Origin of the sequence: Kineosporia mesophila (assembly GCF_021129235.1) — a bacterium.
GTDB classification, from domain to species: domain Bacteria; phylum Actinomycetota; class Actinomycetes; order Actinomycetales; family Kineosporiaceae; genus Kineosporia; species Kineosporia mesophila.
Map to the genome: position 1 here is coordinate 30,315 of NZ_JAJOMA010000013.1, position 26,744 is coordinate 57,058.

Here is a 26,744-nt window from a genome sequence, read left to right on the forward strand (position 1 = left end):
ACTGCGATGACGATCGAGCCCAGGGGGGACGACGCGCGTCTTGCCCGCCATCTGGCTCATGCGGCCGGCCTCGCCCTGCTTGAGGAGCGAACCGGTACGGCAGAGGGCAAGGCGCTGAAAGACGCCGGTGACGCGCGCGCCCAGGCGGTACTCGCCGCGCTGCTGGCGGAACACCGGCCCGGCGACGCGGTGCTCAGCGAGGAGGCCGCCGACTCGGCCGCCCGCCTGAGCGCGGAACGGGTCTGGATCATCGACCCGCTGGACGGCACCCGGGAGTTCTCCGAGCGGCCGCGCACCGACTGGGCCGTGCACGTGGCGTTCTGGGAGAAGGGCGAGCTGGCCTCCGGCGCCATCGCCCTGCCCGCCCGCGACGTCGTCTACGGCACCGACGAGCCGCCGGTGCTGCCGCCGCGGCCCGAGGGCCCGATCCGTCTGGCCGTGAGCCGTTCCCGTCCGCCGGCCTTTGTCACCGAGGTGGCGCAGGAGCTCGGCGCGGAACTGGTGCCGATGGGTTCGGCCGGGGTGAAGTGTTCCAGCGTGTGGACCGGTGAGGCCGACGCCTATCTGCACGCCGGTGGGCAGTTCGAGTGGGACAGCGCCGCGCCGGTGGCCGTGGCCCGGGCCGCGGGCCTGCACACCAGCCGGATCGACGGTTCGCCCCTGGTCTACAACCGGGCCGACCCGCAGCTCCCCGACCTCCTTGTGTGCCGCACAGAGTTCGCTGAGAAAATCCTGGCCACTGTTGCCCGCCACATTCCTGAGGTGATCGCCCGATGAGCGCGTCGGAGTACCGGCTCACTCAGCTACAGACGCTGGAAGCCGAGTCCATCCACATCATCCGGGAGGTGGTGGCCGAGCTCGAGCGCCCCGTCCTGCTGTTCAGTGGAGGCAAGGACTCGATCGTCATGCTCCGCCTGGCGGAAAAGGCGTTCTTCCCGGCCCGCATCCCGTTCCCGGTGATGCACGTCGACACCGGCCACAACTTCCAGGAGGTCCTGGACTTCCGGGACCGCCGGGTGTCCGAGCTCGGCGTGCAGCTGATCGTGGCCAGCGTGCCCGAGGCCCTCGACCGCGGCCTGGTCAGCGAGCCGCCGGACGGCACCCGTAACCGCATCCAGACCCCGGTGCTGCTGGACGCTCTCGAGAAGTACCGCTTCACCGCGGCTTTCGGTGGCGCCCGGCGCGACGAGGACAAGGCCCGGGCCAAGGAGCGGGTGTTCTCGTTCCGCGACGAGTTCGGCCAGTGGGACCCCAAGAACCAGCGTCCCGAGCTCTGGAACACCTACAACGGCCGGATCCAGATGGGCGAGAACATCCGGGTCTTCCCGCTGTCCAACTGGACCGAGCTGGACATCTGGCAGTATGTCAAGCACGAGCAGATCGCCCTGCCGTCGATCTACTTCGCCCACCGGCGTGAGGTGTTCGACCGGGGCGGCATGCTCTACGGCGTGCACGAGGTGTGCCGGCCGAAGGCCGGTGAGGAGGTCTTCACCGAGACCGTCCGCTACCGCACCGTCGGCGACGCCAGCCTGACCGCCGCCGTCCGCAGCGACGCGGACACGCTCGAGGCGATCATCGACGAGGTCGCGTCCACCCGGATCACCGAGCGCGGCGCCACTCGCGGCGACGACAAGTTCAGCGAGGCCGCCATGGAAGACCGCAAGCGTGAGGGGTACTTCTGATGCCGCCGACAATGGACATGCTGCGGTTCGCCACCGCCGGATCGGTGGACGACGGCAAGAGCACCCTGATCGGGCGGCTGCTGTTCGACTCCAAGTCGATCTTCGAGGACCAGCTCAGCGCGGTCGAGGCGGCCAGCACGGCCAAGGGTGACGACTACGTGAACCTGGCGCTGCTCACCGACGGCCTGCGGGCCGAGCGGGAGCAGGGCATCACGATCGACGTGGCCTACCGGTACTTCGCCACTCCGCGGCGGAAGTTCATCATCGCCGACACCCCGGGGCACATCCAGTACACCCGGAACATGGTCACCGGTGCCTCCACCGCCGACCTGGCCATCATTCTGGTGGACGCGCGCAAGGGCCTGGTCGAGCAGAGTCGCCGGCACGCGTTCCTCGCCACCCTGCTGCGGGTGCCGCACCTGGTGCTCGCCGTGAACAAGATGGACCTCGTGGACTACTCGCAGGAGGTCTACGACGAGATCAGCGACGAGTTCACCCGTTTCGCGGACAAGCTCAACGTCTCCGACCTCACGGTGATCCCGCTGTCGGCGCTCAAGGGCGACAACATCGTCACTCGCTCGGCGAACATGCCCTGGTACGAAGGGCCTTCGCTGCTGCACCACCTGGAGCACGTGCACGTGTCCAGTGACCGCAACCTGATCGACGTGCGGTTCCCGGTGCAGTACGTGATCCGCCCGCAGTCGAGCCAGTACCCCGACTACCGGGGCTACGCGGGCACGGTGGCCAGCGGCACGCTCAAGGCCGGTGACGAGATCATGGTGCTGCCCTCCGGTTTCACCAGCACTATCGCCGCGGTGGAGACCGCCGACGGTCCGGTGGCCGAGGCGTTCCCGCCGATGGCCGTCACGGTGCGGCTCAACGACGAGATCGACATCTCGCGGGGCGACATGATCTGCCGCCCGCAGAACGCGCCCAAGGTCGCGCAGAACATCGACGCGATGATCTGCTGGATGGCCGACGACGCGCTGCGGCCGGGCCGGAAGCTGGCCATCAAGCACACCTCCCGCAGCGCCCGGGCCGTGGTGAAGGACCTCGAATACCGCCTCGACGTCAACACCCTGCACCGCGACCCGGCCGCGACCGAGCTGAACCTGAACGACATCGGCCGGATCCGCCTGCGCACCACGCAGCCGCTGCTGTGCGACGAGTACGCCCGGAACCGGGAGACCGGCGGGTTCATCCTGATCGACGAGAACACCAACCGCACGGTCGGCGCCGGGATGATCACCTCGGCCGACTGACGCAGCACCCCCCGAGAGGCGTCCCCGCAACCGGCGGGGGCGCCTCTCGTGCGTCCGGGCCCAGGTGGTCAGGGGTGAAACGTGGGGTTAATGCACCCTGAAGTTAAATTCGACGGTTTGCACCACACGCCCCACTTTGTCCTCTTACTCTGACTCCGCGGAGCCACTTCCATCCGCCGGTATCACGGCTACGGGGGCAGAGCATGGGGTTCAGACGCACCATCAGCAGTCTGGTCATCGCAGGGGTCGCGGCCACCGCCCTGGCCTTCGTCGCCGCCTCTCCGGCACACGCCGTCGTCGTGCCCCGGGACGGTACGAGCTCCGGCCGGGCGGCCGCCTCCTGCTGGGAGATCAAGCAGAACGACCCGGCGTCCGCCGACGGCATCTACTGGCTCCAGACCCCCGAACTGATTGCGCCGCAGCAGTTCTACTGCGACCAGACCACCGACGGCGGCGGCTGGGTCCTGATCGGCCGGGGCCGCGACGGCTGGCAGTGGCTGCCGAACGGTCAGGGCAGCGTCGCCAACCTCCGCAACGTTCCCACCGGCACGGGAGCCTTCGCCGTGGCCACGCTGCCCGGTGACACCGTGCAGGGCCTGCTGGGCGGCACCCGGGTGGACGCCCTCACCGACGGCGTGCGGGTGCGCCGCGCCACCAACACCACCGGCACGACCTGGCAGGAGATGCGCCTGCTGGCCAGGAACCGGGCCGACTGGACCTGGGCTGTCGGCGGTGGGGTGCTGCTGAACTCGATCCGGGTCGGCACCACCAGCTACACCGCGGCCAACAGCCAGAGCTGGGGCACCGACCAGAACTACCTGCGCCTGACCACGACCTCGCTCCAGACACACAACTACCGCTCCGGCTTCTCCTACGGCTCGAACATCAGCGGGGTGAACAACTCCACGAGCTATCTGTGGATGTACGCCAGTGAGCGGGCGGCCCTGCCGTTCACCCAGGTGTTCCTCCGGCCCCGGATCACTTCCCCGGCGTACACCGCGATCGGTGACCCGGGAACCGACGCCAGCACCGTGCGTCCTCTGCTGGCGAACCGCACCTCGGACGACACCCCTTGGGGCGTGACCGGTCTCGCCACCGGAGGCGCCGCCGGGGAGGTCACCGAGGTGGAGGACTTCGCCTTCATCGGTGACACCGCCTACGTGGCGGGCAAATTCCGGTACGTGAAGCACGGGTCGACCGGTGAGCAGATCGAGCAGTCCTACCTGGCGGCCTTCGACGTGGATACGGGGGAGTGGCGGGAGAACTTCCGGCCTACCCTGGATGCCACCGCCTGGTCGCTCGCGGCCAGTCCCGACGGGACGAAACTGTTCGTGGGCGGCGAGTTCACGAACGTCAACGGGGTCGCGCAGACCGAAGGCGTGGCCGCGCTCGACCCGGACACCGGGGCCCCCGTGGCCGGCTGGCGGGCCTATGCCGCCTACGAGGGCGCGGACACCCCGAACGTGCGGTCCATCGACGTGCAGGGGGGCTGGCTCTACCTGGGCGGCCGGTTCAACCGGGTGGCGGGCGGCACGACCATGGACTCGCCGCTGACGCTGCGCAGCATGGCCCGTACCAACCTGACCGACGGCACCCCCGACGGCGCCTGGAAGCCGCACGTGGACGGCACGGTGTTCGAGCTGGACGCCTCCGGGCAGGGCGACCGGGTCTATCTGGTGGGCAATTTCAACAACGTCAACTTCACCTCGTCGCCGATGCAGGGCGTGGTCTCGACCGAGGCCGGTGCCGCCAGCGTGCCCGGGCTCTCGCCGTCGGTGGTGGCCGCGGGCTCCGGCACCAGCACCTACCAGCAGACGATCCTCGAGGTCGGCCAGGACGTCTGGCAGGGCGGCTCGCAGCACATCCTGAGCAAGTACGACCGCGACGCGTACAGCTTCATCAGCGGCAACATCACCCGTAACGGCGGTGACTTCCAGGCTCTGGCCGAGAAGGACGGCGTGATCTACGGCGCCTGCCACTGCCTGAACTTCTCCTACTCCGGCACCACCAACTACAGCAACCCGATCACGGCCGCCACCGACGTCAACAGCATCCGGTTCATCGGAGCCTGGGACGAGCAGACCGGGGCGTTCATCCCGCAGTTCTACGTCTCCAGCCTGTCGGCCCGGAACGACATGGGGCCCTGGGCCCTGAAGAACGGCCCGGACGGATGTCTGTGGTTCGGCGGCGACTTCACCGCCGGTTCGTACACCGGCACCACCCAGCAGTGGCTCGGCGGGTTCGGCAAGCTCTGCGCCCGCGACACCACGGCCCCCGAGGTGCCGACCGGGCTGACGAACGGTCTCACCCCCTCCGGGGTGCAGCTCACCTGGTCGGCGTCCGGCGGATCGCCCTCGGGGTACGAGGTGCTGCGCGACGACCGGGTGGTCGCGACGGTCACGGGGACCACCTGGACCGATCCGGACGGCGCGGGAACGGCCCGCTACTGGGTGCGGGCCATCGACGCCACGGGTAACCGTTCCGCCTCCACCCCGGTCAGCGTGGTTGAGGAACCGCCCGGCCCGGCCACCGGGGACGTGCTGTACGAGAACGACTTCAGCGGTGCCACCGACTGGCCGGCCGACTGGGCCACCTCCGGCAGCAACGGCAGCGCCACCGTCGCCGACGACGCCGGGGTGCTCTCCTTCGACGACGTCTCCGGGGCCTACGTGCGGGCCCAGCTGTCCGGCCCGGCCGCGGCCGGGGACACCGAACTGCTGACGTCGTTCACCTGGCAGCAGGCCACGGCCGGCTCGTTCCTCTCCGTCTTCCTGAGAGGCTCGGGCGGCTGGCAGAATTCGTACCGGCCGAAGAATGGTTATGGTCTGCAACTGTCTCCGACCACGGGCACCGTGTACGTTCTCAAGTCGGTCAACGGGGTCTCCACGACGCTCGCCTCGGCCGCCAATGCCCAGACCGTCGGCACCGGCAAACAATGGCTCCGGATACAGGCGCAGGGATCGACGATCCGGTTCCGTATCTGGTCCGACCAGAGCCCGGAACCGAATACCTGGAATTCGACGGTGACAGATTCTGATGTCACTCTTGACGGGCAGGTTTTCGTCTCCCTGAACCGCTCGTCCGCCAATTCCGGGTCCAAGAGCGTCGTACTGGACGACCTGAAACTGACCGGCTTTCCCGAGTGATCCGGGCAAAAAACTGCTAAGTCGACCCAAAATCCGTCCGAACGTTTCCCGGACGTCGCTGAATGCCTTGCGGCTGCACATTCATTCTCGGTAAGAAAAGCCGTCCCGGTCGGCACGGGGAAATCAGCCGGCCGGGTTCAGCCGACATTCGAACGGCGACACACGGGAGATTCGAACAATGGTTCAACGTTCTTCGACGGAGGCCCGGCCTCCGGCGGGAAGGAGCAGGCAATCGGGGGGCGTCAGCGGCGACGCGCCCCGGCGGAGGAGGGGGTTGCGTCGCAAACCCCTGGTCGCGGTGGCGGCGGCCGGTGCGGTGGCGGTGGCTCTGGCCGTCGTGGCCACCACCTCGGCCTCCGGCACCGGGAACGTCGTGGCCAACTCCACCTTCGATTCCGGGCTGTCCGGCTGGTTCGCCAGTTCCGGGGCCCGCCTGGAGCTGGTCAAGGGGCGTAACGGCCAGGGGGCGCAGATCTCGCACCCCGGCCCGGGCCGGCGCACGATCGCGCTGAATGACAAGGTCAACAGCGTCGAGTCGACCGACAAGGGCGCCTGGTACGAGGCCCGCGCCTGGGTGCGGGCGACCCGGCCCGGGGTGTCCGTGGCGTTGCGCATCATGGAGTACGACGGGCGCACGTTACGGGGGCAGCAGAGGTCGACGCTCTGGCTCACCGACACCGCCTGGCACCCCGTCATCACGAAGTACCGGGCCGTCGCCGACGGGTCGAGCCTCGACCTGAACGTGGTGGGCAACCAGGTCCCGGCCAACGTGGGCATCGTAGTGGACGACATCGCACTCGACGACAGCACCTCGGGCGGTCCGGTCGTGACCGTTCCGCCGGCGCCCACCAAGCCGCCGGCGACCACCGTCCCGGTCACGAAACCGCCGGTCACCGCTACGAAGCCGCCGAGCACCACGAAGCCGCCGGCTAGTTCGACCACGACCACCAAGCCGCCCACGACGTCCACCACGACGACCGTGCCGGCGGTGCCGGCCGGGTGGCGCAAGGTCTGGGCCGACGAGTTCAACGGCAGCAGCCTCGACGCCGCGGCCTGGAAGGCCGAGGACTACTCCACCTACGGCGAGGGCAACAAGGAACTACCCTGCCTGATGGATCGTCCGGAAAACCTCAAGGTGTCGGGCGGTACGCTCACGCTGAGCGCGCGGCGCGAGAGCACACCGCTGAAGTGCGGGAACAGCGACACCCGCTTCCCGAACGGCCGGTCTTACAGCTCTGCACACATCAGCACCAAGGGGCTCAAGGAGTGGAAGTACGGCCGGTTCGAGATGCGGGCGAAACTGCCTCTCACCCCGGGGAAGTCGAAGGGTCTGTGGCCTGCGTTCTGGCTTCGCCCGACCGACGGCGGCACCGGTGAGCTCGACATCCTCGAGGCCATCGGTAGCGGCAACGGCGGTACGACCAGCAACAAGGTCTACCAGACGCTGCACTACGACTACGTCGGCACGCATCCCCAGGTCGGTTACGAGTATGCCCTGACCAGTGGGCATCTCGGAGACGGCTACCACACCTACGCGGTGGAGTGGGAGCCCGGTGAGATCCGTTTCTACGTGGACGGCAAGCTCACCGTCACGCGGAACAAGACGAACACCTCGTGGATCGACCAGGCGTTCAACAAGCCGTTCTACATCCGGCTGAACCTGGCCGTGGGTGGCAACTGGCCCGGTACGCCGGACGCCAGCACCGTTTTCCCCGCCGACTACGTGGTCGACTACGTGCGCGTGTACCAGCGCTGACCTTCGTCGGCACCGGGTGGGCGGGATCGGTATCATTGCCGGTTCCGCCCACTTTGCGCGTTCTTTCACGGTTACCCTGTTCCTGTGAAACGTGTGCTGGCGGTGGTTTCCCTGGTGGTGGTCATCGGGCTGGCGGTCGTTCTTCTCCGCAGCGAGACCAAGAGCACGATGGAAGACGATTCGGGGCGGCTTTCGCGCGACGGCTGGGGCCTGGTCTGGGCGGACGAGTTCGAGGGCGGCACGGTCGACCCGGCGAACTGGGTGGTCGAGCACGAGTCCACCTACGGCGACGGCGGTGGTCAGGTCTCCTGCCTGATGAACCGGCCGGAGAACGTCTCGGTGGCCGACGGCCGGCTGCGGCTCACGGCTCTTCGTGAGGACGATCCGCTGGAGTGCGGCAAGGGCCGGGACGAGCGCTTCCCGCGGGGGAGGGACTACAGCTCCGCCCACCTGTCCACGAAGGGGTTGCACGAGTGGACCTACGCCCGGTTCGAGATCCGGGCCGAACTTCCCGTGCAGAAGGGCGTCTCGAAGGGTATGTGGCCGGCGTTCTGGGGGCCCGGCCGACCGAGGGTGGCACCGGCGAGATCGACGTACTGGAGGCCGTCGGCAGCGGTCCGGGTGAGTCACAGTTCGACAAGGCGCACCAGACCATCTGGTACGACTATGTGGGCACGCACGAGAAGCAGGGCCAGGAGCACAGTTTCCCGGCCGGGCAGGAACCCGGTGAGGGCATGCACACCTATACCGTCGACTGGTCACCCGACCGGATCGTCTGGTACATCGACGATCTGCCGGTCTACGAGCGCACCGAAGACACCACCGGCTGGCTGGCCTCGACCTTCGACAAGCCCTTCTACCTGCGGGTTAATCTGGCGGTCGGGGGTAGCTGGCCCGGAGATCCCACGGCCGACACCCGGTTTCCGGCCACCTACGACATTGACTACGTGCGGGTGTATCAGCGAACCTGACTCTGTCAGTTGAACTTGCGGGGCCGGATGACCACCTCGGTGGCCGGGTGCACGACCGACTCCGGCGGAACGTCTTTGAGCACCACCGTGCCCGCTGCGATCTGGCTGCGGGCACCGATCCGGATCGCCCCGATCAGCACGGCACCGGCGCCCACCTCCACGCCGTCCTCGAGCACCGGGCAGTCGGTGGCCTCGCGTCGGTTGCCGATCGTGACACCGTGCCGCAGCATCACATCGGCCCCGATCGACGCGGCCGGGTTCACCACCGTGCCGACGCCGTGCCGCAGCCGCAGGCCCGGGCCCACCCGGGTGCTGGCCGGCAGCTCGATGCCCAGGAACCACTCGGAGAAGACCTTGTACACGGTGCCGACCAGGGGATACGTGACCCGGACGGGGCGCGGGCCGGTGCGCACGTACTGCGCGGTGCGGAAGAGGAGCAGCACCAGCTGGCTCTTCGGGTAGCCGCCGTTCGCACGCAGATCGCGGCGGGAGGTCTGGAGCCAGTCGGCCAGCGTCACGGAGGTCTCCGGGGGTGACTTGTACACATTCGGGCAAAATCTAACTTAATTCACAGTATCGGGTACAGGGCCACAAAGGTCACCTAACATGATCCGGGGATGCACGGTGAGTAGCACTGTCTGATCGGTCGACCCGTCTCGCGACGATGCCACGGGGTCTGAGCACTAGGGGGCAGGTGTCGTGAGTTTGGCTGAAAGTGTTGCTGTAGAGTTGGTTCCGGTCGAAGTGACGGGCGTCAGCGTGATCATCCCGACCAAAGACCGGCCGGAGCTCCTGGCCCGGGCCGTACGGGCCGTGCTGGCGCAGGAGTTCGACGGGCCGATCGAGTGCATCGTGGTGTTCGACCAGGAGCAGACCCACCTGCCCGAGGTTCCGACCGGGCCGGGTCGCACCCTGCGGGTGCTGCGCAACGAGCGCACCCCGGGCCTGGCGGGCACCCGTAACACCGGCTACCTCAGGGCGTCCCACACCATCGTGGCCGCCTGTGACGACGACGACGAGTGGCTGCCGGGCAAGTTGACGGCCCAGCTCGACCTGCTCGACCGTTACCCTCAGGCCAGCCTCGTGGCCACCGGCATCGTCATCCATTTCTCGGGTCGTGACATACCGCGTCAGGCACAGGACGAGGTGCTCACCTTCCGCGACTTCCTGCGCGACCGCCGGATGGAGGTGCACCCCTCGACCTACCTGGCCCGGCGGTCCGCGGTGGTCGACGGATTCGGTCTGGTCGAGGAGGAGATCCCGGGCGGGTACGCCGAGGACTACGACTGGCTGCTGCGGGCGGCGAAGACCGGTCCGGTGGTCTGTGTGCGCGACCCCCTGGTGCGCGTGAACTGGCACAACGGCTCGTTCTTCACCAGTCGCTGGGAGATGATCGACCAGGCGCTCACCTGGCTGCTGCGGCGCTTCCCCGAATTCGCCGGGGAGCGGCGCGGTCTCGGCCGGGTGCAGGGCCAGCTGGCGTTCGCCAACGCGGCGCTGGGCAAACGCCGCAAGGCCCTCGGGCTGGCGGCCCGGGCCCTGCGCAACCATCCCACCAACCGCCAGGCCCTGGCCTCGCTGCTGGTGACGTCCCACCTGGTCACCCCGGACCAGGTCATCGGTCTCGGCCGCCGGTTCGGCCGGGGTGTCTGAGACCCTGACCAGGCCGGTCACCCGCCAGGTGGAGCTTCCGGCCTGGCCCGTGGTGCTGCTCTTCGCCGGGTTCCCGCTGCTGTGGGTGCTGGGCCTGGCCTCGTTCGCACCGGTGATCTGTGCGGTACCGATGCTGGTGCTGCTCTGGGCCCGCGGAAACGTCTCACTGCCGGTCGGTTCCGCGTTCTGGATCTTCTTCGTGATCTGGGCCGGGGTGGCGGTCCTGGCGCTGGACAATATCTTCCGGGTGGTGGGTTACGGCGTCCGGATGACGAACTACCTGGGCGCCACCATGGTGTTCGTCTATGTCTACAACCTGGGTGTGCGGCGGTTCAGTGACCGGCGGGCCCTGACCGTGCTGCTGGCCTTCTTCGCCTTCGTGGTGCTCGGCGGCTGGCTCGGGGTGTTGCTGCCCGAGGTCCGGCTCACCACCCCGACCTCCCTGGTGCTGCCGGGCTCGATCGCGAGCAACGAATACGTGGGGGCACTGGTGCGGCCGCGGTTCGCCGAGGTGCAGCAACCCTGGGGTGCGCCACAGCCCTTCACCCGTCCCAGTGCGCCTTTCGCCTACACCAACGGCTGGGGCTGCAACGTGGCGCTGCTGGTGCCGTGCATGCTCGCGCTGGTCTCCCTGGCCGGGCGCCGGGTGCGCCTGGCCACGATCCTGGTGCTCGCGCTGGGCATCGTGCCCGCCTTCGCCACGCTGAACCGCGGTCTGTACATCGCGGTGGTGGTGGGGCTGCTGTACGCGGTGGTCCGGTTCGCCTTCCACGGACGCCTGGTGCCCCTGGGTGGGGTGCTGGCCGGTGGGGTGGTGGTGGCCGTGGCGGCGAATGCCGTGGGGCTGCTCTCCAGCCTGTCGCAGCGCCTGGAGTACAGCGCGACGAACGAGAGCCGCAGCACCATCTACGCGGAGGCGTTCAACGGCACGCTCGCCTCGCCGCTCATCGGCAACGGCGCGCCCCGTCCCTCCGCCACGCTCGACATCTCCGTCGGTACCCAGGGCCAGATCTGGAACGTCATGTTCAGCTTCGGGTTCGTCGGTCTCTTCCTCTTCGTCGGCTGGTTCGCCTGGCTGGCCGTGGTCTCCGCGCGATGGCAGCACAGCGGTGACCTCTGGCTGCACGTCAGCCTGGTGGTGGCCCTGCTGACTATCGTCTACTACGGCTACGACGGTCCCCAGCTCAGCGTGATGATGCTCGTGGCGGCCCTGGTGCTGCGCCGGATCCGGCCCCCGGAGGTCATGGCATGACAACCGATACCTCGCGCCCGGGCGCCGATCTGCGCGGCGCGGCCCGCAACGGCGCCATCGCCCTGGCCGGCTCCGGCATCGCCGCGGTGACCGGTCTCCTGCTCAACGTGGTGATCGGGCGCGGCTTCGGCCCGTCCGCGTCGGGTGAGTTCTTTGTCGTGGTGGCCGTTCTCACCGTCATCACGACCATCGGCAAGCTCGGCGCCGACACCGGGCTGGTCTGGGCCGTGGCCCGGCACCGGGCCCTGCAACAGCCCCGCGACATCTGCACCACGCTGTGGGTGGGCGCGGTGCCGTCGCTGGCCGCCGGGATACTCATGGCGGTGGCGCTGTACCTGCTGGCGCCGTGGCTGGCCGACCTGATCGGGGCGGGCGACGACCTGGACACCCTGTTCCGGTTCAGCGCGCCCTTCGTGATCGTGGCCGGGCCCGGGATGGTGCTGGCCGCGGGGCTGCGGGGAGCCGGCAACATCCTCGGCTACGCGGCCGTGCAGAACGTCGTCGTGCCCGGCCTGCGGCCGGTCCTGGCCGGGATCGCGCTGGTCGCCGGGCTGGGACTGAGCGCGGCCATCCTGACCTGGAACCTGCCGTTCGTGGTGGGTCTGGCGATCGCGGTGGTGCTGGTGGCCCGCCGCACGCTGGCGATCGAACGGGCGCATCCCGACGCCGCCCCGTCACGTCCGGTGCGGGAGGTGGCCTCCGAGTTCTGGCGGTTCAGCGGCCCCCGGGCGGTCACGGCGGCGCTGGAGGCGGCGATCGTCTGGTCGGACGTGCTCGTGGTCGCCGCCCTGGCCACCCCGCGCGACGCCGGGATCTACGCGGCGGCGAGCCGATTCATCCTCACCGGCACCCTGGCCGAGGGAGCCATGCGGGTCGCGATGGCCCCGGAGATCAGCCGGCTGCTGGCCCTGGGCGACCTACCCGGGGCGGCGCGGCTCTCGTCGGTCGTGACCCAGTGGACCGTGCTGCTGTCGTGGCCGCTCTACCTGGTGCTCGCGCTGTACTCACCGGCCGTGCTGTCGGTGTTCGGGCCCGGGTTCGACGACGGCGCGACGGCTCTGACGATGCTGTCGGTCGCCATGCTGCTGGTGATGTCGGCCGGCAACAACCAGACCATCCTGCTGATGAGTGGCCGCAGCGGACTGCAGATGGCGAACCGGGTGCTGGCCCTGGCCGGCAACCTGGCGATGAACTTCCTGCTGGTGCCGATCTGGGGGATGAACGGTGCGGCCGTGGCCTGGTCGGTGACCTGGGTGGCCGATGCGTTGCTGGTGATGCTGGAGGTGCGGTACGCCGTGGGCCTGGAGCGCACCTGGCGGCGGGTCTACCCGGCGATGCTGATGTCGGCGCTGGCCTTTCTGCCGACCGGACTGGTCTACCGGACCCTGACCGACGGCGGTGCCTGGGCTGCCGTGACCGGTTGCCTGGTGGGGGTTCTCGCTTTCGCGTGGCTGGTGGTGAAGAACACCCACCGGCTGGACATGGCACCGATGCGGGCGGCCATACCGTTCCGGCGGGGGTAGTGCGCGCTGCCGGCCGCCTGCGCAGCGCCGCCGGCCGCCTGCGCAGCGCCGCCGGCTGCCTGCTCAGCGCCGCCGGCGGCGGGCGATCCGGTTGATCTCCGCGTCGATCGCGGCCACGGTGGACGCGGTGGGGGAGTTCTCGGGCTCGACCCGGAAGGCGTCGGGGTCGCTGAGCGCCCGGTCCAGCAGCTGCCGGAACGTCGCCTCGTCGGTGGCCAGGGCGATGCGCCCGACCTCGGCCATGTGCGTGGCGAAGGCGACCTGGTGGTCGTCGACGTGCTCGCCGAGGTCGTGGCGCCGGGGCACGACGATCGGGAGCCGTCCCGTCGCCCGGCAGTCGATGATGCCGCCCGGCCCGCCCTGGGTGATCACCACGTCGGCCGCGGTCATGCGGGCCCGGATACCGGCCGCGGGCAGAGAAACCATGCCCTGAGCGGTGTCCGGGGCGGTGCCGTGGCCGTACTGAACGATCACCCGAGCCTGGGGGTGGTCCCGGGCCCAGGCGTCGGCCCAGGCGACGAGCCGGTCGAACGGGTGGTGGTCGGTGCCGACCGTCACGAAGATGTCGGCACCGTAACTCTTCTCGGTCGCCTCGGACAGCGCGCTGGAATCCGTGCTCATCGCTCACTCCTGAGATGTTGTCCGCCGTTCCGTCGGCAGGCCGGGCGTCAGAACACCCGGCCGACCACCACTCCCCTCGGGTAGAGCGCGGTCTGCTCCGGCCACTGCACCATGAAGACGTTGCTCAACGGTGCGCAGAGCCGCCCGGTGAGTGTGGGGGAGGTGATGCGGTCGTAGACCTCGAGGTACGCGGTGGGTACTCGCAGGAGCCGGGCCATCAGGAAGAACGGCAGGGCCACACCGGCACCCGTGCTCACCACCACGTCGGGGCGCTGACGCAGCATGGTCGTCACGGCCACGCCGAAATTGCGCACCAGGTTGGGGATGTTGCGGGTGGTGGGGTGGTGGGCCCAGGTCGTCGGACGACCGGCCAGCAGCGACCGGGCGTGCTCGGTGTCGAACGTGACCCAGTGGGTGTCGTGCCGGCCCCACCAGTCTTCCAGCACGTGCAGCTGACTGAGGTGCCCACCACTGGAACAGACCATGAGTACGCGCATCACGAACCTCCGCGGGACGGTTGCTTCTTCGGGTCACCGGGACCGGGCGCGTCGCCGATGATCGGCTGCGGCCGGGTCACCGGGGGCACACCGGTGCTGTGCTCGCCGTGGGGTTCGCCGGAGCGCCCGGTGCCGTTACGTGGCGCCGAGACGGTGCGGGCCGGCCAGCCGGTGCGGCCCGGAACCGGCGCGGACTCAACCGGGGACTCAACCGGGGACTCAACCGGGGACTCAACCGGGGACTCAACCGAGGGCCCGGCCGAGGGCCCGGCCGAGGGCCCGGCCGAAGACGTGGTCCGTGGACCAGCCGAAGACACGACCGAAGGCCCGATCGAAGACCTGGCCGATGGACCCGCCACAGAGCCGGCCGGGTTCTCGATGCTGAACCCACGCTCCGCGACCGGGCCGGATTCGCGCAAAGACACCGGTCGCACATGGGCACCGGCCGGATGACCGGCGCGGCGGGCCGGGCGGGACGGCAACAGGATCACACCGTGCACCTGAGCCCCGGCGTGACGCAGTTCGCGCACGATGGCAGTGATCTCGGGCAGGCGCGTGACCTTGCGCCGGATCACCAGCAGGACGGCCGAGCACGACGGGGCGAGCATGAGCGCCGTGCTCGGATCGGTGACGTTGATGCCGTCCACCAGCACCACGTCGGCGTCGCCGGCCAGGGAGGTGAGGTCGGTACCGGCCTTGACCGCGCCCTCCTCACCGAAAGACCGCACCGGGCCCGGCCGGTTCGGTGAGAACTCCAGCGCGCCCCGGTTGAGGGCGACGGCGTCGTCCGCGCACAGCAGCACGGTGCGGGTGTGGGCGCCGACGGCCTCGGCCAGTTTCGAGACCAGGTCGGAGGAAACACTGTTGCGCACGGGCATGACCAGCACCGGGCTCATCCGGGCCGCGTTGAGCGGAGCGGCCACCACCGCCCCGAGCCGGCGCAACGCCTCGGTCTCGGCCCCCGGGGAAGTCTTTCCGCGCCGGGTGGTGATTTCGGTGATGATGACCGGACCGAGCTCGGACTCCACCTGCTCGCGGTCGCGCACCCGCTGGTCGGTGCGGTCACGCAGCAGCGCCAGCACCAGGCCACCGACCAGGCCGATGGCCAGGCCGGCGACGAGCAGCACGGGTCGCCCGATACCGGAGGCCCCGGACGGGGGCTGGGCCGAGCCGACCTGCTCACCGGCCTGCCGGGAGGCGCCGCCGAGCTGGGCCCGCTGCCCCCGCAGCTGCTGCAGCACGCTGCTCAGCGAGCTCACGCGGGCCTTGGCATTGGCCCGGGTGACCTCGTTCGTGCTGGTGATGGCCCGGTCCTGGGCCTCTTCCTGCTGCTGCGTCAGATCGTCGATCTGCCGGCCGAGTTCCTTGTCCAGCGCGTTGATCTGGGCCTTGATGGCGTCGGCCCGGTAGTTCAGGTACGCCTGGGCGAACGCGTCGGCGCCCTGGGCGGCCCGCTCGGGCGAGGTCGCGGTGAAGGCGATGCGGAGCACCTGGCTGTCGGCCGGGTTGGTGACTTTCACCCGGGAGATCAGGTCGGATGCCGACAGGTCACTCGTCATCAGCTCCGCGGCGCCGGCAGCGACCGAGCTGGAGGTCACCACCTCGGACTCGGTCGCGGGGTTCACCGCCCGCACCGCCCCGGCGCTGGTGGTGAGCGGGTTGTCCGGGAGCGAGGCGAGCTTGACCACGGAACCGGCCGTGTAGCTGGGCGAGGCGGTGATGGACCAGGCCGCGGCCAGCAGACCGCCGGCCACCGTGCACAGCATCAGGATGCCGACCCGGCGGCGCAGGGCGTGCAGCACCTGGCCCACCGTCACGGTCTGACTGCCGGATGAGGAGTGCGTGGTGGTCACCCGCGATCAGCTCTCCGCCGACGCGGACGCCGTGGCCGGGCTCAGCAACTTTTCCAGGGCCTTCCGCAGCATGCTGCTGGAAGTGTGAACCGTGTAAGGGAAGTAGACGATCTCCACGCCCACCGAGGCGAAGTCCCGCTCGAGCTTGTCGCCCTTCGGGGTGCCTCTCCAGTCATCTCCCTTGAACAGGATGTCGAATCTGACATCCTTCCAGGTGTCGAGCTTTTCGGGCTTGACCTCGGCCACGGCCTCGTCGACGCAGGCGATGCTGCGGACGATCTCGAGCCGCTCGATCAGCGGGACGACGGGCATCCGGCCCTTGGCCCGCAGAGCCATCTCGTCGGACACCACGCCGACGATCAGGCGGTCGCAGCGGGCCGCGGCGTGCCGGAGGATGTTGAGGTGCCCGATGTGAAACATGTCGTAGACACCTGGCGCATAGCCGACCCGCAGAGTCATCTCATCCCCAAAGATGTTGTCCGGCACCGCCCTACGCGGCGACTGCTCCTTTTCGACGACCTGGCGATCTGCGGTGAGCACCCGACGCTGAGCTGTGGATTGACTGTAAACGCCTGAATGACCGTTTGGAGTACTTTTCCCTAACTTTGTCGTACCTTGAGGTTGCGCCACCTCGGTCGATGGCGACTTCCGCGTCCTGCTGGGCGGCCCTCCCCAGGGAAGATCAAGGATTCGTGCCCTGTCAACCACTAGTTCATGATCTAGGCCCTTTGTGTGTTTGGCGTTGTTCACCCGCTTTTCAGTGACACCAAGCGGTGTCACGTTCGCCTCAGGAGTGCTCCCATGGTCGTCTCCGCCGATCCTCCGGCTCCCGTCCTCACCTACGCCGAGGCCGTCTCGCGGCTGCGGTTCGCCCAGAAGCCCAAGGCCCAGACTCCCGCCTACCTACGATTCGTGAACCGGCGGCTGGGGGGTTACCTGGCGGCCGCGTCGTTCGTGCGGGGCTGGACTCCGAACCGCCTGACCGCGATCAGCGCGGCCCTCTCGCTGGTGGGCGTGATCGCGGTGATGCTGGTCGAACCATCCTGGTGGCTGGGGATACTGGTTTCCGTCGCACTGCTGGCCGGTTTCGCGTTCGACTCCGCCGACGGCCAGCTCGCCCGGTTGCGTGGTGGCGGGTCGCCGGTCGGCGAATGGCTCGACCACGTGGTCGACGCCGTGAAGTCCTGTCTCTTGCACTCGGCCGTGGCGATCAGTGCCTACCGATTCGTCCCGGACCTCTCCGGCTGGGTGCTCCTGCTCCCGCTCGTGTTCCTGACCGCCTACGTGGCCTTGGCTTTCGGGTCGATGCTGCGTGACCAGTTGCTGCGGGCCCAGGCCGGCGGGCGCCCGGCGGAGACCGGCGACTCACTGGTGCGGGGCCTGCTGCTCCTGCCCGTCGACTACGGCACGCTCGGCCTCGCCTTCCTCCTGCTCGGTGCGCCCAGGGTCTTCCTCGTCGTCTACGGGATCCTGGCGCTGCTCAACGTCCTCTTCGACCTCCGGCTGCTCGTGCGCACGTTCCGGCAGCTCAGCGCCGTCTGACCAAAAACCTCAAAGCGTGTCCGAGTTCGTTCATCGGGAGCTACCTTTCGTGCATGTGGCCGGGCGAAGACGCCGGCCGTGGGTGAACTGGGGGTTCGTCGATGAACGGATTCAGACGCCTGTCATTGTTCGCCGTGGGGCTATTGTCCGCGGTCTCCGTCGCTCTCGTCCCGGCCGGCCCCGCGCAGGCGGTACAGGGTTCCGCGCCCGGGTCGGCCGCTCCGAGCTGGCAGACCAACGGGGTGGTGCGCGCCATTGCCGCCGCCAACGGAAATGTCTATGTCGCAGGAGACTTCACCCGGGTCCGGCCGCCCGGCGCGGCCTCCGGCGCGAACGAGACCACCCGCAACTACCTGGCCGCCTTCAACGCCACGACCGGCGCCCTGGTGGCCTCGTTCAACGCGAACCTGAACGGCCTGGTGCGTTCGCTCGACGTCAGCCCGGACGGTGCCACGCTCTACGTCGCGGGCGACTTCACCTCGGCCGGGGGTGCGAGCCGCAGCCGGGTGGCCGCGTTCAGCACCTCCACCGGCAGCCTCACCAGCTGGGCCCCGGTCGCCGACTACCGGGTCTACGCCGTCACCGCGGGCAGCTCGTCCGTCTATCTGGGCGGCGGGTTCGGCCGGGTGAACAACGTCTCCCGGCTGCGGCTGGCCCGGGTCAACACCACCACCGGGGCGACGGTCACGGCGTTCAACGCCTCGGCCGACGGCGTGGTCTACGGCCTCGACCTCTCGGCCGCTGAGGACAAGCTCTACGTGGCGGGGGCTTTCGACAGTCTGGACGGCGACGCGACGTACGACCGGGCCGGTGCGCTGGACGCCACCGACGGCACGCTCGAGCCGTTCGGGGCCGGCTCGGTGATCCCCACGGCCAGCAGCGCCTGCTCGGTGCAGATCAAAGCGGTCACGGTGGATGGGGACTCGGCCTACTTCGGGGCCGAAGGCTCCGGGGGTGGCTGCTTCGACGGGACGTTCGCGGCGAACCAGTCGGACGGATCGCTGAAGTGGGTGAGCCGGTGCCTGGGGGCGACGCAGGGGCTCACCGTGCTGAACGGTCTGCTCTACACCGGGTCCCACTCGCACGACTGCACGGGTGACGCCTCGTTCGATCCCGATGCCTTCCCCGAGAGCGGCTGGTCCAACGGGTTGTCGCGGCACCTGCTCTCCCGGTCGACCGACACCGGCGCGGTGGGCAGCTGGTACCCGAACACGAACGGCGGCACCGGAGCCGGTCTGGGCCCGCGGGTGCTGGCCACCGACGGCAACCAGGTCTTCGTCGGCGGCGAGTTCACCACCGTGAACAATGTTGCGCAGCAGGGCTTCACCCGGTTCTCGCCGGCCGCGAGCCCGGTCGCCCTACCGGCCCGCCCGGCTGCACCCGTCGCGGTCGCCCGGGGAGGGGGCCGGATCTCGGTCTTCGTCCAGTCCCCGCTCGACCTGGACGACACCGATCTGGTGGTGCGGCTGTACCGCGACAACGGCACCACACCGATCGCGACGCAGGACGTGCACTCCCTGTTCTGGCGTCAGCCGGTAGCCGCGTTCGAAGACGCCGGCCTGGCCAACGGCAGCAGTCACACCTACGCGGTGGACGTGGCTCAGGCCAACGGTACCGGGGTCAGCCCGCGGGCGACGTCGGCCGCGGTCACGGTGGCGAACAGCAGTCCGTCGTACCAGGCCGCGGTCGAGGCCGATTCACCGTCCCTGTACTGGCGTCTGGGGCAGTCGGCCGGGCCGGTGGCGGCCGATCACTCCGACCAGCTCGACGGTGGGACCTTCGCCGGGGGAGTCACCCGGGGTCAGTCCGGGGCGGTTGCCGGCGACACGGCGGTCACCTTCAACGGCAGCACGGGTTACGTCTCGAGTGAGAAGACGCAGCCGGCCCCGTCGTCGTTCAGCGTCGAGGCCTGGGTGCGCACCACCACCGGGTCGGGTGGCCGGATCGTCGGCTTCGGCAACAACCGCGGGGGGATCGACTTCAGCGGTAACCCGGCCGTCAGCAGCCAGTACGACAAGCACCTGTACATGACCGACGACGGACGGATCACGTTCGGCGTGTACACCGGCGGCTTCGCCACGCTCACCAGCACCGCCCCGCTGAACGACGACGGCTGGCATCACGTCGTCGGGACCCAGGGCGCGAACGGGATGCGACTGTACGTCGACGGCGAGTTGCAGGGCCAGAACACCACCACGGTGAACCAGTCGTACAACGGGTACTGGCGCGTCGGCGGTGACAACCTGAACAGCTGGCCGAACCAGCCCACCAGCCAGTTCTTCAACGGCCGCATCGACGAGGTGGCGGTGTACCCGACGGCCCTGTCGGCCGCCGCGGTCGCGGCGCACTACGCAGCGTCCTGAATCCTGTTCGTGATCGTGCAAAGGTTCCCCGGGGAACCTTTGCACGATCACGGACGAAGGGCTGTGGGAGTGCCTGCTCGCGCTCCGGCCTGCTCTGATGCAGAATAGTTGCGTGAGCAACGACTCGAACGCGTCCAACTCGACGGCCGGCGCCTACGTGACCTCCGGACAGGAATTCACGCGCGACACCAACTACATCACCACCCGGATCACCCGGGACGGTGCCGAGGGCTATCCGGTCGAACCGGGTCGCTACCGCCTGGTGGTGGCGCGGGCGTGTCCGTGGGCCAACCGCGCCATCATCGTGCGCCGGCTCCTGGGCCTGGAAGACGCGATCTCGATGGGCGTCTGCGGTCCGACCCACGACGCGCGCAGCTGGACCTTCGACCTCGACGAGGGCGGCGTCGACCCGGTGCTGGGCATCCCCCGCATCCAGGATGCCTACTTCGCCCGGTTCCCCGACTATCCGCGCGGCATCACGGTTCCCGCGATCGTCGACGTGCCGACCGGTCAGGTGGTCACCAACAACTACCCGCAGATCACCCTCGACCTCTCCACCGAGTGGACGCAGTTCCACCGGGAGGGTGCGCCCCAGCTCTACCCCGAGCACCTGCGGGCCGAGATCGACGAGGTCGCGCTACGGGTGTTCAAGGATGTCAACAACGGGGTCTACCGCTGTGGTTTCGCGGGTGACCAGAAGTCGTACGAGCGGGCCTACCAGCGGTTGTTCGATGCGATGGACTGGCTGGAAGAGCGCCTGACGAGCCGGCGCTACCTGGTCGGCGACACCATCACCGAGGCCGACGTGCGGCTGTTCACCACGCTGGCCCGCTTCGACCCGGTCTACCACGGGCACTTCAAGTGCAACCGGCAGAAGCTGACCGAGTTTCCCGCCCTCTGGGGCTACGCGCGAGACCTGTTCCAGACCCCGGGTTTCGGCGACACGACCGACTTCGACCAGATCAAGAAGCACTACTACGTGGTGCACGAGGACATCAACCCGACGAAGATCGTCCCGGCCGGCCCGGCCCTGGACAACTGGCTCACGCCGCACCACCGCGAGCAGCTCGGCGGCCGTCCCTTCGGTGACGGCACCCCGCCCGGTCCGGTGCGTGAGGACGAGCGGGTGCCTGCCGCCCACACACCTCTGGTGGCCTGAGAAGTCAAGATTGAGGACGTCGCCAAGCCTCCCCGAGGCTCGGTACCGTCCGCTGGGGTCGGTGTCGGGGAAGGTTCGCATGATCACGGCCAGGAAGAACCCCGTGATCATGCGAACCTTCCCCGACCCGGGAGACCGGGGCTCAACGTCGTCCTCAAGCAAGAAATCAGACGGCCTGCCCCTTACCTCCTGCCGCGTAGGCCACGTCGCGCAGGTCCACGTACTGCGGGCGCAGGTCGGCCGAGTTGTCGTGCCGGGCCAGCTCGAGCGCCATCTGGGCCGCCGAGGCGAGCGTGACGTGCCGGTACCAGCCCCGCCAGCTGCGCACCTCGTAGTGCCCCAGCCCGGTCTTCTGCTTGACCGCCCGGCAGTGCGCGGCAGCCCCCTCGATGAGCTGCACGATGGGTACCACTTCGGCCAGGCCGGCGTGGGGGCGCAGGTAGGCCGTGTAGTACGACCGGGCCCGGGCGTTGCGGCTGGTGCCCGAGAGCATCAGGTACGACATCTCGATGCGCGAGGGGTCGGAGCTGCGGGTGGAGAAACGGTGCAGCACCGTGTTGCGTAACTGGAGCATCTCGTGACCCGGTGGCATCGGAGTGGTGCCGTTGGGCTGGCTCGACTCGTCGGTGATGGCTCGTCCGACGCCACCGGCCTGCATCTCGCCGGCACTGCCCGCGACCAGGTGCTGAACCCCGTAACGCCGTAAGAGGCGATGAAGGATGTTCTTCTCGGTGCACACGAGATTGCAGGCCACCCAGACCGGGCGGATGGAACTTTCCCAGGCCCGGCGAATCATCTCCGCCGCGATCGCGGACTTGCTGCGGTAAACCACTTCGGGCGGGATCTGGGCCTGCTCCCGGCGTTGTGGGTCGCTCACCCAGGAGGGCGGCAGATACAGCTCGGAGTCGATCAGGAATGCCTGCCGGTCGGCGGTCAGGTAGAAGAGCAGCAGGCCGATCTGGCAGTTCTCCACGCGCTGGGTGTCGTGACTGTACTGACGTTCGACCGCCACCGCGTTGCGGCCCTTTTTGGGGAAGGCGATCTCGGTGAGGAACAGGGTGCCGCCGGTACGGCCGCCCGCCTGAATCGCAATGGCGCGCAGTTCCTCCCGGACGGAGAACTCGTCCCAGCGGGCCGAGGTGAGCAATCTCTGCACACCGTCGGCACGAATTTCCCCGGAATAATGACCGACTGTCTCGCCCCGCCGGAGACCGGCGGTATGTGCTCTGGGCAGATCGACAAGATAGTTCCAGGCGCGCTTACGCGGTTCGGCGCGGCTGAAATTGTGTGCGATCCGATCGTAGACGACCTTCAGTGATCTCTCGTACGCGGGATCGTGCACGTGCCCCCTCCACAGATGCCCAGCGTCTCTTTCCCGCGAGGGGATTCGACCCGCCGTAATGCCCGGCCCCGTGCCGGGTGCGTTTCCGATCCGGATCATTTTATGAGTCGGCCGGATTTGCGCCAGGGCCCAGAATTTCTGATGGCCATCAGAGTGCTGTGCCGAACTCCCCCAACTGCCCATCAACTGTCGGTCAGATCCGGGTAGCAGCCGGTCGACCGCCTCCCGGCCTGCGGAAATCACCCGGGGTGGCCCGGGCGCCCGGCTCCGGCGGCGCCGGAGAATTCGCCGTAAGCTGACAGCGCCCCGGACTGCCCGTGCAGCCCGGCGCGTTGTGCTGTTCGCCCAGACCGCGACGACGCTGTTCGCAAAACCCCTAGTGCCAACCCCCGGAGCCATGAGCCTCACCGGAATCCTCGACCTGCTCACCGCCGACCGTGCCGTGAGCGACGTTCTGCGGATCGCCCGCGAGGGCGGCGAGCCCCTGCTCGACCTCACCGGCCCGGCCGGTCTGCGCGCACCCCTGGTCGCCGCGCTGGCCGGCCCCGCCCCGGGAGGAGCCGGGCGACCCGTCCTGGCGGTGACCGCCACCGGCCGCGAGGCCGAGGACCTCGCCGCCGCGCTGCGCTGCTTCCTGCCCGAGCACGCCGTCGCCGAGTTCGGCGCCTGGGAGACGCTCCCGCACGAGCGCCTGAGCCCGCGCAGCGACACGGTCGGCCGGCGCATCGCCGTGCTGCGCCGTCTCGCCCACCCGGAGACCGACGAGCACGGCCCGGTGCAGGTCGTCGTGGCCCCCGTGCGCGCGGTGCTCCAGCCCGTCGTGCGGGGTCTGGGTGACCTCGAGCCGGTCGCTCTGCACGCGGGGCAGGAGGCCGAGCTGACCGAGGTGGTCGAGCGTCTGGCCGCCGCCGCGTACTCCCGTACCGACCTGGTCGAGCGCCGTGGCGAGTTCGCCGTGCGCGGTGGCATCCTCGACGTCTTCCCGCCCACCGAGGAGCACCCCCTGCGGGTGGAGTTCTGGGGCGACGACGTGGAGGAGATCCGCTACTTCGCGGTCGCCGACCAGCGCAGTCTGCACGTTGCCGAGACCGGCCTGTGGGCGCCGCCGTGCCGCGAGCTGCTGCTCACCGACGACGTCCGGGCGCGGGCGGCCGAGCTGGGCGAGCGCCTGCCCGGCGTGGCCGACCTGCTCGGCAAGGTCGCGGCCGGGCTGGCGGTCGAGGGTATGGAGTCGCTGACCCCGGTGCTCGTCGACGCGATGGAGTCGGTGCTCGACGTGCTGCCGGCCCACACCCACGTGGTGCTGGCCGACCCCGAGCGGATCCGCGCGCGGGCCCACGACCTGGTCGCCACCAGCGAGGAGTTCCTCCAGGCGAGCTGGCTGAGCGCGGCCGCGGGCAGCGCCGTGCCGGTCGACCTGGAGCCGGTGCTGGGCACGGGCTCGTTCTGGTCGCTGGCCGACGTGCGCGCGCACGCCCTCAAGCAGGGCCTGCCCTGGTGGACCATCTCGCCGTTCGGCCTGGACGAGACCGGTCAGGCCGCGCACGACGAGGGCGACGCGGGTGCAGTCGTGTTCGTACCCGAGGTGGTGGCCCCGGAGCCGTACCGCGGTGACCGTGAGCGCACCGTCGCCGACATCGGCGGCTGGCTGCACGACGGCTGGCGGGTCGCGGTGATCACCGAGGGCAGTGGCCTGGCCCGGCGCGTGGTGGAGATGCTGACCGAGGCCGACCTGGCCGCGGTGACCGTGGACGACCTCTCGCAGCCCCCGGCGCCGTCGGTGGCGGCGGTCGGCACCGGTCGCCTGCCGCAGGGGCTCATCGCCCCCGCGCTGAAGTTCGCGGTGCTCACCGAGACCGACCTGACCGGCGGCACCGTCCCCGGCTCGACCACCAAGGACATGCGCCGGATGCCGGCGCGCCGCAAGAACGTGGTCGACCCGATGCAGCTCACCCCGGGTGACAACGTGGTGCACGAGCAGCACGGTGTGGGGCGCTTCGTCGAGATGATGCAGCGCACCGTCGGAGGGGCCACCCGGGAGTACCTGGTGATCGAGTACGCACCGGGCAAGCGGGGGCAGCCGGGTGACCGGCTGTTCGTGCCGACCGACGCGCTCGACCAGGTCACCCGGTACGTGGGTGGCGAGCAGCCGACGCTGAACAAGCTCGGCGGCACCGACTGGGCCAAGACCAAGGGCCGGGCCCGCAAGGCGGTCAAGCAGATCGCCGGCGAGCTGATCCAGCTCTATTCGGCGCGCATGGCGACCAGTGGGCACGCCTTCGGGCCGGACACGCCGTGGCAGCGCGAGCTGGAAGACGCCTTCGCCTACGTGGAGACGCCCGACCAGCTGGTCACCATCGAAGAGGTCAAGAAGGACATGGAGAAGACGGTCCCGATGGACCGGCTGATCTGTGGCGATGTCGGTTACGGCAAGACCGAGATCGCGGTGCGGGCGGCGTTCAAGGCGGTGCAGGACGGCAAGCAGGTGGCCGTGCTGGTGCCGACCACACTGCTGGTGCAGCAGCACCTGGACACGTTCGTCGAGCGGTACGTCAACTTCCCGGTCACGGTGAAGGGCCTGTCGCGCTTCTCCACCGACTCCGAGGCGAAGGCGGTGAAGGAGGGGATCAAAGACGGCTCGGTCGACGTCGTCATCGGTACCCACCGTCTGCTCACCGGTGAGATCCAGTTCAAGGACCTGGGTCTCGTGGTGGTCGACGAGGAGCAGCGCTTCGGCGTCGAGCACAAGGAGCGCCTGAAGCAGCTGCGCACCAACGTCGACGTGCTGGCCATGAGTGCCACCCCGATCCCGCGCACCCTGGAGCTCGCGGTCACCGGTATCCGCGAGATGTCCACGCTGGCCACACCTCCCGAAGAGCGGCACCCGGTGCTGACGTTCGTGGGTGGCTACGACGAGCGGCAGATCTCGGCGGCGATCCGGCGGGAACTGCTGCGCGAGGGTCAGGTCTTCTTCATCCACAACCGGGTGGAGTCGATCGACCGCACCGCCGCGCGGCTGCACGAGCTGGTGCCCGAGGCCCGGATCGCCACCGCCCACGGCAAGATGGGTGAGCACGACCTCGAGCAGGTGATGGTCGACTTCTGGGAGAAGCGGTTCGACGTGCTGGTCTGCACGACCATCATCGAGACCGGCCTGGACATCTCGAACGCCAACACGCTGATCCTGGAACGGGCCGACATGATGGGCCTCTCGCAGCTGCACCAGCTGCGGGGCCGGGTCGGCCGAGGTCGCGAGCGGGCCTACGCGTACTTCCTCTACCCGCCCGAGAAGCCGCTCACCGAAACGGCTCTCGACCGGCTCCAGACGATCGCGGCGAACACCGACCTGGGCGCCGGCATGCGCGTGGCGATGAAAGACCTGGAGATCCGCGGCGCGGGGAACCTGCTCGGCGGCGAGCAGTCCGGGCACATCGCGGGCGTCGGCTTCGACCTGTACATCCGGCTGGTCGGCGAGGCGGTCGCGGAGTACCGCGGCGACAACGAGCAGGAGCACCAGGAGGTCAAGATCGATCTCCCGGTGGACGCGCACCTGCCCACCACCTACCTGCCCGACGAGCGGCTGCGCCTGGAGGCCTACCGCAAGCTGGCCGAGGTCTCCTCGGACGAGGCGCTGGACGCGGTGAAGGCCGAGCTGGTCGACCGTTACGGCCCGATCCCCGACGTGGTGACGAACTTGCTCGAGGTTGCCCGGCTGCGCATCCTGGCCCGGCAGGCCGGGCTCACCGAGATCACCACGATGGGCAAGGCGATCCGTTTCGGCCCGATCGACCTGCCCGACTCGGCCCGCATGCGCCTGCACCGTCTCTACCCGGGCACGCAGGACAAGCCCGCCACGAAAACGGTGCTGGTGCCCGCCCCGACCACGGCGCGCATCGGCGGCCGGCCGCTGCGCGACGTCGCGGTGCTCTCCTGGGCTCGGGAATTCATCGAGTCGGTACTGATGGCGTCGGTGAAGGCGGCGGCGTCGGCCGCGAGCAGATAGCTGATTGAGGACGCGGGTGGGCCCCGCGCGTCCCCAATCCTTTTGTTCGTGATCATGCAAAACCTCCCCGGAGTTCTAGAACTGTGATGTCAGGAGTTCTAGAACGCCGGGGAGGTTTT

General features: G+C 69.2%; 19 protein-coding genes. 13 read left to right on the forward strand and 6 right to left on the reverse strand.

The window, feature by feature from the left end:
* Positions 1-6: 6 nt before the first annotated feature.
* The 6 genes from LR393_RS19005 to LR393_RS19030 all read left to right on the forward strand — a co-directional run bounded on the left by LR393_RS19005 (position 7) and on the right by LR393_RS19030 (position 8,817).
* Positions 7-777 carry a 3'(2'),5'-bisphosphate nucleotidase CysQ gene (locus tag LR393_RS19005; RefSeq protein ID WP_231485307.1) on the forward strand — a complete coding sequence of 257 codons (771 nt, stop codon included), beginning with the start codon at positions 7-9 and terminating at the stop codon, positions 775-777.
* Positions 774-1,682 (forward strand): sulfate adenylyltransferase subunit CysD, encoded by a 909-nt coding sequence (cysD, locus tag LR393_RS19010; protein ID WP_231485308.1) that lies wholly within the window; start codon positions 774-776, stop codon positions 1,680-1,682. Before LR393_RS19005 ends, cysD begins: the two co-directional genes overlap by 4 nt.
* On the forward strand, positions 1,682-2,944 hold the full coding sequence (gene cysN / locus LR393_RS19015; protein WP_231485309.1) for a sulfate adenylyltransferase subunit CysN: 1,263 nt from the start codon (positions 1,682-1,684) through the stop codon (positions 2,942-2,944). Before cysD ends, cysN begins: the two co-directional genes overlap by 1 nt.
* Before the next feature lie 203 nt (positions 2,945-3,147).
* On the forward strand, positions 3,148-6,090 hold the full coding sequence (locus tag LR393_RS19020) for a fibrinogen-like YCDxxxxGGGW domain-containing protein (RefSeq protein ID WP_231485310.1): 2,943 nt from the start codon (positions 3,148-3,150) through the stop codon (positions 6,088-6,090).
* Positions 6,091-6,364: 274 nt separating this feature from the next.
* Positions 6,365-7,846 (forward strand): glycoside hydrolase family 16 protein, encoded by a 1,482-nt coding sequence (locus tag LR393_RS19025; protein ID WP_231485311.1) that lies wholly within the window; start codon positions 6,365-6,367, stop codon positions 7,844-7,846.
* Positions 7,847-8,385: 539 nt separating this feature from the next.
* Positions 8,386-8,817 carry a glycoside hydrolase family 16 protein gene (locus tag LR393_RS19030; protein WP_231485312.1) on the forward strand — a complete coding sequence of 144 codons (432 nt, stop codon included), beginning with the start codon at positions 8,386-8,388 and terminating at the stop codon, positions 8,815-8,817.
* A 5-nt stretch (positions 8,818-8,822) separates the two neighbouring features.
* Here LR393_RS19030 and LR393_RS19035 read toward each other — a convergent pair whose 3' ends face one another.
* A complete protein-coding gene (locus tag LR393_RS19035) occupies positions 8,823-9,335 on the reverse strand; it encodes a serine acetyltransferase (RefSeq protein WP_231485313.1) in 513 nt (170 codons plus the stop codon).
* A gap of 241 nt (positions 9,336-9,576) precedes the next feature.
* Here LR393_RS19035 and LR393_RS19040 point away from each other — a divergent pair, with 241 nt between their 5' ends.
* From LR393_RS19040 to LR393_RS19050, 3 genes are read left to right on the forward strand one after another with little or no spacing between them, the layout of a single operon-like run.
* Positions 9,577-10,470 carry a glycosyltransferase family 2 protein gene (locus LR393_RS19040; protein WP_231485314.1) on the forward strand — a complete coding sequence of 298 codons (894 nt, stop codon included), beginning with the start codon at positions 9,577-9,579 and terminating at the stop codon, positions 10,468-10,470.
* On the forward strand, positions 10,463-11,722 hold the full coding sequence (locus tag LR393_RS19045) for a hypothetical protein (RefSeq protein WP_231485315.1): 1,260 nt from the start codon (positions 10,463-10,465) through the stop codon (positions 11,720-11,722). The genes LR393_RS19040 and LR393_RS19045 overlap by 8 nt, the downstream gene beginning before the upstream one ends.
* On the forward strand, positions 11,719-13,245 hold the full coding sequence (locus LR393_RS19050) for an oligosaccharide flippase family protein (protein ID WP_231485316.1): 1,527 nt from the start codon (positions 11,719-11,721) through the stop codon (positions 13,243-13,245). The genes LR393_RS19045 and LR393_RS19050 overlap by 4 nt, the downstream gene beginning before the upstream one ends.
* Positions 13,246-13,308: 63 nt before the next feature.
* Here the strand turns inward: LR393_RS19050 and LR393_RS19055 are convergent, their stop codons facing one another.
* From LR393_RS19055 to LR393_RS19070, 4 genes are read right to left on the reverse strand one after another with little or no spacing between them, the layout of a single operon-like run.
* Positions 13,309-13,866: a glycosyltransferase gene (locus LR393_RS19055; protein WP_231485317.1), complete on the reverse strand. Its 558-nt coding sequence runs from the start codon at positions 13,864-13,866 to the stop codon at positions 13,309-13,311.
* 47 nt (positions 13,867-13,913) lie between these two features.
* Entirely contained in the window at positions 13,914-14,363 is a 450-nt protein-coding gene (gene pssD, locus LR393_RS19060) for a PssD/Cps14F family polysaccharide biosynthesis glycosyltransferase (RefSeq protein ID WP_231485318.1), read from the reverse strand.
* The gene (locus LR393_RS19065) at positions 14,363-16,216 is read right to left on the reverse strand and encodes a Wzz/FepE/Etk N-terminal domain-containing protein (RefSeq protein ID WP_231485319.1); all 1,854 of its coding nucleotides are present in this window, start codon (positions 16,214-16,216) and stop codon (positions 14,363-14,365) included. The genes pssD and LR393_RS19065 overlap by 1 nt, the downstream gene beginning before the upstream one ends.
* A 6-nt stretch (positions 16,217-16,222) precedes the next feature.
* Entirely contained in the window at positions 16,223-16,675 is a 453-nt protein-coding gene (locus LR393_RS19070; RefSeq protein WP_231485320.1) for an adenylyltransferase/cytidyltransferase family protein, read from the reverse strand.
* Positions 16,676-17,017: 342 nt separating this feature from the next.
* Between LR393_RS19070 and LR393_RS19075 the strand changes: the two genes are divergently transcribed.
* The 3 genes from LR393_RS19075 (at position 17,018) to LR393_RS19085 (ending at position 21,280) form a co-directional block, all read left to right on the forward strand.
* A complete protein-coding gene (locus tag LR393_RS19075) occupies positions 17,018-17,758 on the forward strand; it encodes a CDP-alcohol phosphatidyltransferase family protein (protein WP_231485321.1) in 741 nt (246 codons plus the stop codon).
* A gap of 101 nt (positions 17,759-17,859) precedes the next feature.
* Positions 17,860-20,121: a LamG domain-containing protein gene (locus LR393_RS19080; RefSeq protein ID WP_231485322.1), complete on the forward strand. Its 2,262-nt coding sequence runs from the start codon at positions 17,860-17,862 to the stop codon at positions 20,119-20,121.
* A gap of 112 nt (positions 20,122-20,233) precedes the next feature.
* The gene (locus tag LR393_RS19085) at positions 20,234-21,280 is read left to right on the forward strand and encodes a glutathione S-transferase family protein (RefSeq protein ID WP_231485323.1); all 1,047 of its coding nucleotides are present in this window, start codon (positions 20,234-20,236) and stop codon (positions 21,278-21,280) included.
* A gap of 166 nt (positions 21,281-21,446) precedes the next feature.
* Here LR393_RS19085 and LR393_RS19090 read toward each other — a convergent pair whose 3' ends face one another.
* Positions 21,447-22,622 (reverse strand): IS701 family transposase, encoded by a 1,176-nt coding sequence (locus tag LR393_RS19090; RefSeq protein ID WP_425559992.1) that lies wholly within the window; start codon positions 22,620-22,622, stop codon positions 21,447-21,449.
* Between the two features lie 397 nt (positions 22,623-23,019).
* Here LR393_RS19090 and mfd point away from each other — a divergent pair, with 397 nt between their 5' ends.
* Positions 23,020-26,625 (forward strand): transcription-repair coupling factor, encoded by a 3,606-nt coding sequence (mfd, locus tag LR393_RS19095; RefSeq protein ID WP_231485325.1) that lies wholly within the window; start codon positions 23,020-23,022, stop codon positions 26,623-26,625.
* Positions 26,626-26,744 lie beyond the last annotated feature (119 nt).